We start from the raw sequence: 12,663 nt of genomic DNA on the forward strand, positions 1-12,663 counted from the left end.
CAGGGTATATAGTGGACGAAACGGCGTCCCGCCCAGAGTCATTCAGATCAGATTCAGGAGTTTCCCAAGGCGCATGTCAGCCATCCGCGGCGAAAAAGTCACGTTTCGCAAGAAGGACATCGTCGCATTGCACAACCTGCCCTCCGCCCAGGTGGAGGACCCGCTCATCGTGCATTGCCCGCCGCCGCGCTCGCGCATGCGCGGCACCGCAAGGGCCACCGGCGGCTTCTGCGCGGTGATCCTGTTCATCCTGGCGGCGATCGTCTTTACCATCGAAAGCGGGATTATCGACGCGCCGCTGTCGCAGCAGGCGCAATCGGCGCTGAACGGCGCCCTCGGGCCGCGCTACCGCGCCGAAGTCGGCTCCACCGTCATCCGCTTCACCTCCGGTTTCAGGCTGGCGCTCGAAGCGCGCGACGTCAACATGATCGACCAGCAGAGCGGCCAGCATCTTTCCACCACAGCCTCCATGCGCATGGCGCTCGATCCGCTGCAGCTCTTCCGCGGCCGCATCGCCATATCGTCCGTCGAAGCCGACGATATCGCGCTCGACACGTCGCTGCTTCCGTCGGGCGCTCCCGTCAAGCTCGACGACCTGCGCGTCGATGCGATCCCGGCGGCGATGGAGTCGATCTTCTCGCATCTCGACCTGTTCGAAGCCTTCGTCGAGCGCGGCGCGACCGATTCGGTGCGCATCTCCGGCATCGACATCAAGCTCGCCGATACCGCGAACGGGCCGCTTTCGCTCGTCGTCGACAATCTCGCCTTCGAACATGCCGGGCCGAACGCGCTGCAGCTCAGCGGCCAGATTTCCATCAACGGCGAGGCGGCCGGTCTCAACGTGATCACCGAGCAGGCGGACGGGCGCGCATCCCGGCTCGTCGCCACATTGTCGCATGCCGACCTGACGCCCTTCGCGCTGAAGCGCAACGAACAGGGCGATATCCGCCAGGGCCTCAACGCCTTCGGCGACCTCACCATTTCCGCCGTCAGGGCCGCCGATGGCGTCAAGCCGTCGCTCAACGCCGCTCTCAAGCTCGATCCGGGGCTGATTTACGTCGATGGCGATTCCCAGGAGCTGACGGACGGGCAAATCAACCTCGGCTATGACTTCGACAAGCAGACGCTGGAGATCGCCAGATCGCAGCTGCAGCTCGGCACCACCATTCTGCCGTTGACCGGCGCCGTCATCGATCTCGACAAGCTCGATCCCGATGCGGGCAAGGGGTTCGGCATCGATGCGCTGATCAGCGGCGGCACCGCCGCCCCCAATTCCGGCGAGCAGCCGCTGTCCTTCGATCTGCAGGCGACCGGGCGCTATCTCGTTGCCGGCCGCGAATTCCAGTTCGCCAACATGGTCGCGTCCTCGCCGCTCGGCTCCCTCTACGGGGCGCTGCATATCAAGCTGAACGACAAATCGCCGGAGATCAGTTTTGCCGGCAAGTCGCAGCGGATGCAGACGACGGCGGTCAAGCAGCTCTGGCCCTTCTGGATGGCCTCCAAGGCGCGGGTCTGGGTGCTTGCGAACCTGTTCGGCGGCACGGTCAGCGACGCGTCCATTTCGGTCTTCATTCCGGCGGGGCGCCTGGACGAGGCCGCGGGCGGGCGCGGGCTGCGGCTCGACGAAAACCAGCTGCGCATCGCCTTCGACATAGACGGAACGCGCATGAACGTCGCCGGCGAAATACCGCCGGTGCGCGACACCGCGGCGCATTTCGACCTGACGGGCGGAAAAGCGACGATTTCGCTGAAGAGCGGCACCTCCTATTTCTCGTCGGGTCGTTCGGTCGCGCTGCAGCCGGGCACTTTCGTGATGCCGTCCGTCTACGACAAGCCGCTGATGGCCGATATCGACATTTCCGTTTCGGGTTCGGCCGATGCGGTGGGCGAGCTGTTGACCTACAAGCCGATCAAGGTGCTGCAGCGCGCGGGTTTCACGCCGGATGACCTCAAGGGCAATATCGACGCGCATGTGCAGGCGCATTTCGGACTTCTGTCCTCGCAGAACCCGCCGCCGCCCGAGTGGCACGCGCAGATGAAGCTTACCGATGTCGCGCTTGCCAAGCCGTTTTCGGGGCGCGCGATCACCAATCTCGACGGCACGCTCGATGCCGATCCGCAGCAGGTAAAGGTCAAGGGCAAGGCCGATATCGACGGCGTTACCGCCGATATCGACATGCTGGAACCCGTCGAAAAATCCTCCGGCATCGAGCCGCAGCGCGTGATCACGGCAACGCTGAACGGCGACCAGCGCGACAGGCTGCTGCCTGGCCTGTCCGGCATCCTCGGGGGCAGCGTCAAGCTGGTGCTGACGCGGCTCGACGAGGACCGGCAGGACGTGCAGCTCGATCTCGGCAAGGCCTCGCTCGATCTGCCCTGGATCGGCTGGTCCAAGGGCGTCGGCATTCCCGCCGATGCCGAATTCGAGGTTTCCGGCCCGGCCGACAATACGCAGGTGAAGAATTTCCGCCTCAAGGGGGACGGCTTCGGCGCGACGGGCGCGCTCGTGATCGGCAAGAACGGCCTGATATCGGCCGATTTCGACAGCGTGAAACTGTCCTCCGTCGATGATTTCGGTCTCTCGCTGAGGCGCAACAAGGGCGGTTTCGATATTTCCGTCTCCGGCGCCAGCGCCGACGCGCGCCCGATCATCGCCCGGCTGAAATCGGATTCGGACAGCGATAGCGACGGCAGCGACAACAGCAGCGTGACCGTCAAGGCCAAGCTGCAGAACATTATCGGCTTCAACGACGAGAAGATCGGCAATTTCCAGGCGCAGATCGCCTTGAGCGGCAGCCGGCTGCAGGCGCTGAATTTCTCCGGCGTCACCGATAGCGGCGAGGCGGTCGTCAGCCAGATGCAGGGCGGCGGCGTCATCAACATCACCAGCGGCGATGCCGGCTCCGTTTCGCGTTTCGCGGATCTCTACCAGCATATGCAGGGCGGCCTGCTCAATCTTTCGATCCGCCTCGGCGCCGGCAGCGGCTGGGACGGCTCGCTCGACGTGCGCCGCTTCTCGATCGTCAACGAGCAGCGCCTGCGTTCCATCGTCTCGACGCCGGTCGGATCGGACCAGCGCAGCCTCAGCGAAGCCGTCAAGCGCGATATCGACACGTCCTCGCAGCGCTTCCAGCGCGGCTTTGCGCGCATCGTCTCGCGCGGCGGGGCGGTCTCCATCGAAAACGGCGTGCTGCGCGGCGACCAGATCGGCGCCACGTTCCAGGGCGTGGTCCGCGACGCGAAGGGCAGAATGGACCTGACCGGCACCTTCATGCCGGCCTACGGGCTGAACCGGCTGTTTGCCGAACTGCCGCTGATCGGCGTCATCCTCGGCAACGGTTCTGACCGCGGGCTGATCGGCATCACCTTCAAGCTGACCGGCAAGTTCGACCAGCCGAACCTGCAGATCAATCCGCTCTCGGTGATCGCGCCGGGCGTTTTCCGCCAGATCTTCGAATTCCAATGAGCATGGGAAAGCCGAGACAGGCGCCTGCTTCAAACCGCCGGCAAAATCAGCCGAGCACATCCTCGGCACAAGGCCGAGGATGACGCCGAGTAAAAGACGAGGCTTGTCCGCAAAGAAAAAGCCGGCGCGACGGCCGGCTTTGCGATTTCATCTTGTCCGCGCAGATCAGGCCGCGCGGCGGATAAGGATGTGCTTCTTCTTGCCAAGCGACAGCTTGATGACGCCGTCGGCGGTAATCTCGCCGCTGCCGATCATCTTGCGTTCGTCGCTGACGGCCTGATCGTTGATGCGCACGGCGCCGCCCTGGACGTGGCGGCGGGCTTCGCCGTTCGAGGCGGCAAGACCGGCGCGCACGATCAGCGAGAGCAGGCCGATGCCGGCGTCGAGTTCGGAGGCGGGGACCTCGACCGACGGCAGGTTTTCCGACAGGCCGCCTTCCTCGAAGGTCTTGCGCGCCGTTTCGGCCGCCTGTTCGGCGGCTTCGCGGCCGTGCAGGATCGCGGTGACTTCGGTCGCCAGGATCTTCTTGACCTCGTTGATCTCGGAACCGCCGAGCGCGGAAAGGCGGGCGATCTCGTCCATCGGCAGCGTCGTGTAGAGCTTCAGGAAGCGCGAGACGTCGGCATCCTCGGTGTTGCGCCAGTACTGCCAGAAATCATAGGCCGAGAGCATGTCGGCGTTCAGCCAGACCGCACCCGTGGCCGACTTGCCCATCTTGGCGCCGGACGAGGTGGTCAGGAGCGGCGAGGTCAGCGCGTAGAGCTGCTTTGTCCCCATGCGGTGACCGAGGTCGATGCCGTTGACGATATTGCCCCACTGGTCCGAGCCGCCCATCTGCAGGCGGCAGTCGTAACGCTTGGCGAGCTCGACGAAATCGTAGGCCTGGAGGATCATGTAGTTGAATTCCAGGAAGGAGAGCGACTGCTCGCGGTCGAGGCGGGTCTTGACGCTGTCGAAGGACAGCATGCGGTTGACCGAGAAATGCTTGCCGACATCGCGCAGGAACTCGAGATAGTTCAGCGAGCGCAGCCATTCCGCATTGTTGATCATCAGCGCGTCCTTCGGACCGTCGCCGTAATTCAGGTAGTTCGAGAAGACGCGCTTGATGGAGGCGATGTTGGCTTCGATCGTATCGACGGTCATCAGCTGGCGCGCCTCCTCCTTGAAGGAGGGGTCGCCGACCATGCCGGTGCCGCCGCCCATCAGCGAGATGGCGCGATGGCCGGTCTTCTGCATCCAGTGCAGCATCATGATCTGGATGAGCGATCCGGCATGCAGGCTGGGCGCGGTCGGATCGAAGCCGATATAGGCCGTCACGGTTTCCTTGGCGAAGAGATCGTCGAGGCCGCTTTCATCGGAAATCTGATGAATGAAGCCGCGCTCTTGCAGCGTGCGGAGGAAATCGGACTTGAACTGCGACATGGGTTTCGTCTCTTGAACGTCGAACGGGAATTGGGATTGACGCTTGTTGAACCGTCGCGGCGCGTTTAGCACTGTTTTTGCAAAAGTGCATCCGGGAATCGCATGAAAGGCGCGCGGCGCAATGGATATCGTCAGGACTGCGATCGGCTTGATGAGCGGCACCTCGATGGACGGCATCGATGTGGCGCTTCTGCGGACAGACGGGCGAGGCTTCATCGAGCGCGGGCCGTTTCTCGGCGTGGCCTATGACGGCGGCTTTCGCGAGCGGCTGAAACGGGCGCTGGAATTGGCGCGGCCGCTCACCGATCGCAGGGCACGGCCGGACGAACTGCGCGAGATCGAGGCCGAACTCACTGAACGTCATGCAGATGCCGTTAGGGCATTTCTCGAGAAATTCGGCCTCGGCAGCCGCGAGATCGACGTGCTCGGTTTCCACGGCCAGACCGTGCTGCACCGGCCCGACGATGCGCTGACGATCCAGATCGGCGACGGCGCGCTTCTGGCCGAACGCACAGGCATTCCCGTCGTCTACGATATGCGGGCCAACGACATGGCGCATGGCGGGCAGGGCGCACCGCTGGTGCCGGCCTATCATGCAGCCCTTGCCGGGCGCTTCCAGAAAGGTGGACAAAGCGTCTGCTTCGTCAATATCGGCGGTATTTCCAACCTTACCTATATCGGCGCGGAAGGCCGCATCGCCGCTTTCGACAGCGGCCCCGGCAATACGCTGATCGACCAATGGGTGGAGATGCAGACCGGCAAGACCTACGATCCCGGCGGCGAGATTGCCGGGCGCGGGCAGGTGGTGGCCGATATTGCCGCCCGCTATCTCGACAGCCCGTTCTTCGAGGGCAATATCCGCCGTTCGCTCGACCGGGGCGACTTCAAGCCGCTCGGCGACGGCGAGGCGAGCCTCGAGGACGGTGCGCGTACGCTGGCCCATGTGGCGGCTGCCTCGATCATCAAATCGGCCGCCTACCTGCCCGAGAGCCCGTCCGTCTACATCGTCTGCGGCGGCGGGCGGCTGAACGGCGCGATCATGGCGGAGTTTGCCGAACTGGCCGGAAGGAAGGGCTCCACCGTCATGAGCGCCGAACAGGCCGGCTTCGACGGCGACGCAATGGAGGCGGAGGCCTGGGCCTATCTGGCGGTGCGGTCTCTGGAAGGACTGCCGCTGACCTATCCCGGCACGACGGGGGTCAGCCAGCCGGTCAGTGGCGGCATTCTGGCGGAGCCTTGAAACGCAACGAAGCCGTTATTCAACGCCTTAGAAGCTCAAGAGCTTCGTTTTCACGGCCGCGACCACGCTCGGCCATCTCCTGGTAGAGTTTGATCGCTTCGAATTGCTGAACCAGGTCTTCGGCCATGTGTTCCAGCAATGTTTCGCTTCGCAGCCCCTTCTCGGTTGCGATAAATTCGATCTTTTCGCGAATGCTTTCGGAAAGCTCGATTGTAATTGCGCTCATTGCTGCAACCTTTCCATGAAAAGCTCAGGCGTCTGCACGACCAAATGCGGAAATTTGAGCTCCGATCTGGAAAAATCCCGTATGTTCGATGTGACGATAATATGCGCGTTCGCCGCGATTGCCAATTCGACAAGGTGATTGTCGCCTTCATCGGCAAGATTGGGCCGCCATTTGAAGTGCAGAATGCTAAACCTGCATTTGGAAACGAACACATCAAGCAGGAACGTCCGCTCACTTGCGTTCAATCGGGCCGCACGGAAAATCTCGTCACGGCCGATAACATCGTGATATTCCAGCAGCAGCGGCCCGGAAATACAGGGTATGACGCGGTCTTCGAGACAAGCCTCTATAACGCGTGACGCCGCCCCGCGGCCGATACAAGCGCTTATCAAAACGTTCGTATCCACCACGAGACGTACCAAGAAATCACCTGATGCGCTTGGCTGCCGGTTCCGGCACCAGTTCGCCGTTGAGGCGGCGGTCGAGGTAATCCTCGCATTCGGCCATCAGCGTTTCGACCTGACCGTTGAAGAAGTGGTTGGCGTTCGGCACGGTGCGATGGGTGATGAGAATGCCCTTCTGGGTCTTCAGCTTCTCGACGAGGCCGTTGACGTCCTTTTCGGGCGCGACCTTGTCGGCCTCGCCATTGATGATCAGGCCGGAGGACGGGCAGGGCGCCAGGAACGAGAAGTCGTAGGTGTTCGGCTGCGGCGCGATCGACATGAAGCCTTCGATTTCCGGACGGCGCATCAGGAGCTGCATGCCGATCCAGGCGCCGAAGGAATAACCGGCGACCCAGCAGGTCTTCGAATCAGGGTGCAGGCCCTGAACCCAGTCGAGCGCCGAGGCGGCGTCCGAAAGCTCGCCCGCGCCGTGGTCAAATTCACCCTGGCTGCGGCCGATGCCCCGGAAATTGAAGCGCAGCGTCGTAAAACCACGCTTCTGGAACATGTAGAAGAGCTGGTAGACGATCTGGTTGTTCATCGTGCCACCAAACTGCGGATGCGGGTGCAGAATGACGGCGATCGGTGCGCTTTTTTCCTTGGAGGGCTGGTAGCGGCCTTCAAGACGGCCGGCAGGGCCGTTGAAAATGACTTCGGGCATCGGTACTCCGGGTTTTATTTCGCGTCCACGCTACGTTTGGCGACAACATGACTTGACGACGGTTGTCAGCTTTTCTAAAACGCAGTTTAGAACAATTCGAAACTTGCATGGCGATCCACGCAGCGTGGAACGTGTCATAAGGCAAGCCCGGCGGAAATTTCAAGAAAAATGCACCGCCGCGCCCGAAGCAAGCTCGTCAAGCGCAGGACCGAAGACAATGGCGCCGCCACGCCTTTATCTCGATTGGAACGCAACATCGCCGATGCACCCTGCAGCGCGTGACGCGATCATGCGTGCCGTCGATGTTTTCGGCAATCCCAATTCCGTGCATGGCGAAGGCCGCGCGGCCCGCGCCGCCATTGAAGGCGCACGCCGCAAGGTGGCTTTGCTGGCCGGGGCCGACCCCGCCAACGTGATCTTCACCAGCGGCGCCACGGAAGCCGCCAATATGGTGCTGACGCCGGATTTCAGCATGGGGCGCACGCCGCTGAAGCTCGGCCGCCTCTATCATTCCGCCGTCGAGCACCTGGCGGTGCGCGAAGGCGGGCGCTTCCCGAAGGACAAGACAACGGAAATCCCGGTGACGGATGCCGGCATTGTCGATCTCGCCGCGCTTGCGGCCCTGCTCGACGCCCATGACAAGACGAGCGGCTTGCCGATGGTGGCGATCATGTTCGTCAACAACGAGACGGGCATCGTCCAGCCGGTGGAGGAAGCCGGCCGGATGGTGCGCGCCCATGGCGGGCTTTTCGTCGTCGATGCCGTGCAGGCGGCCGGTCGCCTGCCGATCGAGATCGAGCGCATCGGCGCGGATTTCATGATCGTTTCCTCCCACAAGATCGGCGGGCCGAAGGGCGCAGGCGCCTTGATCGCCCGCGGCGAAGCGCTGATGCCGAAGGCGCTGATCCGCGGCGGCGGCCAGGAGAAGGGTCACCGTTCGGGGACACAGAATTCGCTGGCGCTGATCGGCTTCGGCGCTGCGGCAGAAGCCGTGCTGCAGAACCTTGAAGAGCGCAATGCCGCCATTGCCGCCCTTCGCGACCGGCTGGAAGCCGGCATGCGGGCGGCCGCACCCGATGTCATCATCCACGGCGCCGGCGGTCCGCGTGTTGCCAATACCATCTTCTTCACGCTTCCCTGCCTGAAGGCGGAGACCGGGCAGATCGCCTTCGACCTCGAGGGCGTCGCCCTTTCGGCGGGCTCTGCCTGCTCCTCCGGCAAGGTCGGCGAAAGCCATGTGCTGACGGCGATGGGCCGCGATCCGAAGCTCGGAGCCCTGCGCATGTCGCTCGGCTTTTCGACCACGGAGGAAGACGTGGACAGGGCCATTGCCGCCTTTGCGAAAATAGCCTCCCGGCGAAAGCCGGCGGGCGAGGCGGCCTGAACGCCTCACAAACTTGCGGAAACGAAAATTTCCGCTTGCCAATTGGGCTGAAAAGTCTCTTTTGGCCGCTTATATCAGGGGCAAAAGAAAATTGCCCGCACGACAAGCTGCCGGACCTTTTCTCCGGCGAGATTGGAGAACGACATGCCTGCTGTCCAGGAAACAGTCGATCGCGTCCGTCAGATCGACGTGGACCAGTATAAATACGGCTTCGAAACCGTCATCGAAATGGACAAGGCGCCCAAGGGCCTTTCCGAAGACATCATCCGCCTGATCTCCGCCAAGAAGCAGGAGCCGGAATGGATGCTCGAATGGCGCCTGGAAGCCTACAAGCGCTGGCTGACGATGGAAGAGCCCACCTGGGCCCGCGTCGATTATCCGAAGATCGATTTCAACGCGATCCACTATTACGCGGCGCCGAAGAGCACGCCGGGTCCGAAGTCGCTCGACGAAGTCGATCCCGAGATCCTCAAGGTCTACGAAAAGCTCGGCATTCCGCTGAAGGAACAGGAAATCCTCGCCGGCGTCGAAAAGCCGAAGATCGCCGTCGATGCTGTCTTCGATTCCGTCTCGGTCGTCACGACCTTCAAGGAAGAGCTGAAGAAGGCCGGCGTGATCTTCATGTCGATCTCGGAAGCGATCCGCGAGCATCCCGACCTCGTGCAGAAATATCTCGGCTCCGTCGTTCCGACGACCGACAACTATTATGCGACGCTGAACTCGGCGGTCTTCACCGACGGCTCCTTCGTCTTCGTGCCGAAGGGCGTGCGGTGCCCGATGGAGCTTTCCACCTATTTCCGCATCAACGAGAAGAATACCGGCCAGTTCGAGCGCACGCTGATCATCGCCGAGGAAGGCGCTTACGTCTCCTACCTCGAAGGCTGCACCGCGCCGCAGCGCGATGAAAACCAGCTGCATGCCGCCGTGGTCGAGCTGATCGCACTCGACGATGCCGAGATCAAATATTCGACGGTCCAGAACTGGTATCCGGGCGACAAGGACGGCAAGGGCGGCATCTACAATTTCGTCACCAAGCGCGGCGATTGCCGCGGCGACCGTTCCAAGATCTCCTGGACGCAGGTCGAGACCGGCTCCGCCATCACCTGGAAGTACCCGTCCTGCATCCTGCGTGGCGATGACTCCAGGGGCGAGTTCTACTCGATCGCCGTTTCCAACGGCCATCAGCAGATCGACAGCGGCACCAAGATGATCCACCTCGGCAAGAACACGTCGAGCCGCATCATTTCCAAGGGCATTGCCGCCGGCGTGTCGCAGAACACCTATCGCGGCCAGGTTTCGGCCCACCGCAAGGCGTCGAATGCGCGCAATTTCACGCAGTGCGACTCGCTTCTGATCGGCGACAAGTGCGGCGCCCATACGGTGCCCTATATCGAGGCGAAGAATTCGACGGCGCAGTTCGAGCACGAGGCGACCACCTCGAAAATCTCCGAGGATCAGCTGTTCTACTGCCTGCAGCGCGGCATTCCCGAGGAAGCGGCGATCGCGCTGATCGTCAACGGCTTCGTCAAGGAAGTCCTGCAGGAACTGCCGATGGAATTCGCCGTCGAGGCGCAGAAGCTGATCAGCATCTCGCTGGAAGGCAGCGTCGGCTAAGCATGCCTCCGTCATCCTCGGGCTTGTCCCGAGGATTTGCCGTGGCCGCAGACAAAGCAAATTTGATCCTCGCCTCCGAGGATAACGATCGAGACCGGTGCGAACGGTCATTCAAGCGGCCCTTGAACCCGCTTATGGACAGGAAAAACGAAATGCTTGAAATCAAGAACCTTCATGCCCGCATCGCCGAAGACGGCACCGAGATCATCCGTGGCCTGAACCTGACCGTGAAGGCCGGCGAAGTTGCCGCCATCATGGGGCCGAACGGCTCCGGCAAGTCGACGCTCTCCTACATCCTTTCCGGTCGCGAAGACTATGAAGTGACCGAGGGCGACATTCTCTATAACGGCGAAAGCATTCTCGAACTCGACGCTGCCGAGCGCGCTTCCAAGGGCATTTTCCTGGCCTTCCAGTACCCGGTCGAAATTCCGGGCGTTGCCACGATGCAGTTCCTGAAGGTGGCGATGAACGAGCAGCGCAAGGCGCGCGGCGAAGACGAACTGACGACGCCTGATTTCATGCGCCGCGTCAAGGAGGCTGCCGGCAAGCTGCAGATCAATACGGACATGCTGAAGCGCCCGCTGAACGTCGGCTTCTCCGGCGGCGAGAAGAAGCGTGCCGAAATCCTGCAGATGGCGCTGCTGGAGCCGAAGCTCTGCGTACTCGACGAAACCGATTCCGGTCTCGACATCGACGCGCTGAAGATCGTTGCCGATGGCGTCAACGCGCTGCGCTCGCCCGACCGCGCCGTCATCGTCATCACCCACTACCAGCGCCTGCTCGACTATATCGTGCCGGATACGGTCCACGTTCTCTACAAGGGCCAGGTCATCAAATCAGGCGACAAGACGCTCGCCCATGAACTGGAAGCCAACGGTTACGCCGACATTATCGGCGCCGCAGCCTGAGCGTGGCGGAAAGGACGACGTCCATGAACATGCAAACGACGAGCCGCCTGACCGCGGCCGAATCGGCGCTGATCGAAGCCTTCAACCAGCAGATCGGCGAATTGCCGGGCAATGGCGCGGTGACTGCGCTGCGCGACCGGCTGCTCGACGACCTGAAGAAGCAGGGGCTGCCGACGCGCCGCATCGAGGCCTGGCACTATACGGACCTGAAAAACCTGCTGCGCAACGTTCCGGTCCAGGCAGGCGATGCCGGCTCGGAAGCGCTGGAGCCGCTGATCGACGGTTCGCCGGTTCTTGCGGTGATCCAGGGCAGGCCCGTTCACAAGGCAACCGCCGGCGATCTTATGGTCTCAGCCTATTCGGAAAAGCTGACCGACGGTTCGGCGATCGCGGGTCTCGACGCGCTCGGCCGCGACGATGCGGTCGGCCGCATCAACGGCAGCTTCGTCAAGGACGGCTATGCGGTCGAGGTGCCCGACGGCACCGAGCTTGAAGAGCCGCTGGAAATCCAGTTCGTCCATGCCGGCGGCGATATTCACAGCCGGCTGCCGGTTGCCTTCGGCGCCAATGTGAAGGGTGTCGTCATCGAGCGTCACCAGTCGGTGACGGACAATGCCGCGCTCGTGTCGCATGTCAGTGACATCACGGTCGGGCAGGGCACGGAACTGACCTGGATCATCCTGCAGCAGCAGGGCGGCGAGGATACGCATCTCGGCCAGATCCGTGTCGATCTCGGCGCCGATGCCAAGCTCAAGCTCTTCGTCATCAATGCCGGCGGCAAGCTGGTGCGCCAGGAACTGAACATCAAGGTGACGGGCGAGGGCGCCGATCTGACGCTGCGCGGCATCAACCTGCTCGGCGGCGAAACGCATACCGACGTGACGATGGTTCTCGGCCACAACGTGCCGCATACCGGCTCCACCGAGGTCATCCGCAATGTCGTCTTCGACCGCGCCAAGGGCGTGTTCCAGGGCATGATCCGGGTTGCGCCCGATGCCCAGAAGACCGATGCCAAGATGGCCTGCAACACGCTGCTGATGTCCGACGACGCCGAATTCTCGGTCAAGCCCGAGCTCGAAATCTTCGCCGACGACGTGCAGTGCGGCCATGGTGCGACGGTTGCCGATATCGACGACAACCATCTCTACTACCTGATGGCCCGCGGCATCCCGGAAAACAAGGCGCGCGCCATGCTGGTCAACGCCTTCGTGGCCGAGATCGTCGAGGAACTGGAAGACGAAGCCCTGGTCGAGGCGCTGGAAGGCGTCATTTCGGCCTGGCTGGAAAAGCACGCCTGAT

Annotated in this window: 10 protein-coding genes; 6 read left to right on the top strand and 4 right to left on the bottom strand. The window is 62.5% G+C overall.

Annotated features, from left to right (window positions below; all coding sequences use genetic code 11):
• Positions 1-73: 73 nt before the first annotated feature.
• Positions 74-3,466 (top strand): hypothetical protein, encoded by a 3,393-nt coding sequence (locus tag ACU8HS_RS20990; protein ID WP_447015134.1) that lies wholly within the window; start codon positions 74-76, stop codon positions 3,464-3,466.
• Between the two features lie 165 nt (positions 3,467-3,631).
• On the opposite strand, the gene tyrS is transcribed toward ACU8HS_RS20990, so the two are convergent.
• Complete coding sequence (gene tyrS, locus ACU8HS_RS20995) at positions 3,632-4,888, bottom strand: tyrosine--tRNA ligase (protein WP_447015135.1); 1,257 nt, start codon at positions 4,886-4,888, stop codon at positions 3,632-3,634.
• A 121-nt stretch (positions 4,889-5,009) separates the two neighbouring features.
• Here tyrS and ACU8HS_RS21000 point away from each other — a divergent pair, with 121 nt between their 5' ends.
• Positions 5,010-6,128 carry an anhydro-N-acetylmuramic acid kinase gene (locus ACU8HS_RS21000; protein WP_447015136.1) on the top strand — a complete coding sequence of 373 codons (1,119 nt, stop codon included), beginning with the start codon at positions 5,010-5,012 and terminating at the stop codon, positions 6,126-6,128.
• A 19-nt stretch (positions 6,129-6,147) separates the two neighbouring features.
• On the opposite strand, the gene ACU8HS_RS21005 is transcribed toward ACU8HS_RS21000, so the two are convergent.
• The 3 genes from ACU8HS_RS21005 to ACU8HS_RS21015 are packed head-to-tail and all read right to left on the bottom strand — an operon-like array spanning position 6,148 to position 7,458.
• On the bottom strand, positions 6,148-6,354 hold the full coding sequence (locus ACU8HS_RS21005) for a hypothetical protein (protein WP_447015137.1): 207 nt from the start codon (positions 6,352-6,354) through the stop codon (positions 6,148-6,150).
• The gene (locus ACU8HS_RS21010) at positions 6,351-6,776 is read right to left on the bottom strand and encodes a putative toxin-antitoxin system toxin component, PIN family (RefSeq protein ID WP_447015138.1); all 426 of its coding nucleotides are present in this window, start codon (positions 6,774-6,776) and stop codon (positions 6,351-6,353) included. The genes ACU8HS_RS21005 and ACU8HS_RS21010 overlap by 4 nt, the downstream gene beginning before the upstream one ends.
• Before the next feature lie 4 nt (positions 6,777-6,780).
• Positions 6,781-7,458, bottom strand: coding sequence for an alpha/beta hydrolase (locus ACU8HS_RS21015; protein WP_112567656.1), 678 nt, complete (start codon positions 7,456-7,458; stop codon positions 6,781-6,783).
• Positions 7,459-7,675: 217 nt separating this feature from the next.
• On the opposite strand from ACU8HS_RS21015, the gene ACU8HS_RS21020 reads away from it, so the two are divergent.
• The 4 genes from ACU8HS_RS21020 to sufD all read left to right on the top strand — a co-directional run bounded on the left by ACU8HS_RS21020 (position 7,676) and on the right by sufD (position 12,662).
• Positions 7,676-8,842 (top strand): cysteine desulfurase family protein, encoded by a 1,167-nt coding sequence (locus ACU8HS_RS21020; RefSeq protein WP_447015139.1) that lies wholly within the window; start codon positions 7,676-7,678, stop codon positions 8,840-8,842.
• 144 nt (positions 8,843-8,986) lie between these two features.
• Positions 8,987-10,456: a Fe-S cluster assembly protein SufB gene (sufB, locus tag ACU8HS_RS21025; protein ID WP_112567660.1), complete on the top strand. Its 1,470-nt coding sequence runs from the start codon at positions 8,987-8,989 to the stop codon at positions 10,454-10,456.
• A 152-nt stretch (positions 10,457-10,608) separates the two neighbouring features.
• Positions 10,609-11,364 (top strand): Fe-S cluster assembly ATPase SufC, encoded by a 756-nt coding sequence (gene sufC, locus ACU8HS_RS21030; protein WP_112567662.1) that lies wholly within the window; start codon positions 10,609-10,611, stop codon positions 11,362-11,364.
• Between the two features lie 23 nt (positions 11,365-11,387).
• Positions 11,388-12,662, top strand: coding sequence for a Fe-S cluster assembly protein SufD (gene sufD / locus ACU8HS_RS21035; protein ID WP_112756424.1), 1,275 nt, complete (start codon positions 11,388-11,390; stop codon positions 12,660-12,662).
• Position 12,663 lies beyond the last annotated feature (1 nt).

This window comes from Rhizobium sp. KDH_Rht_773_N (assembly GCF_052946295.1).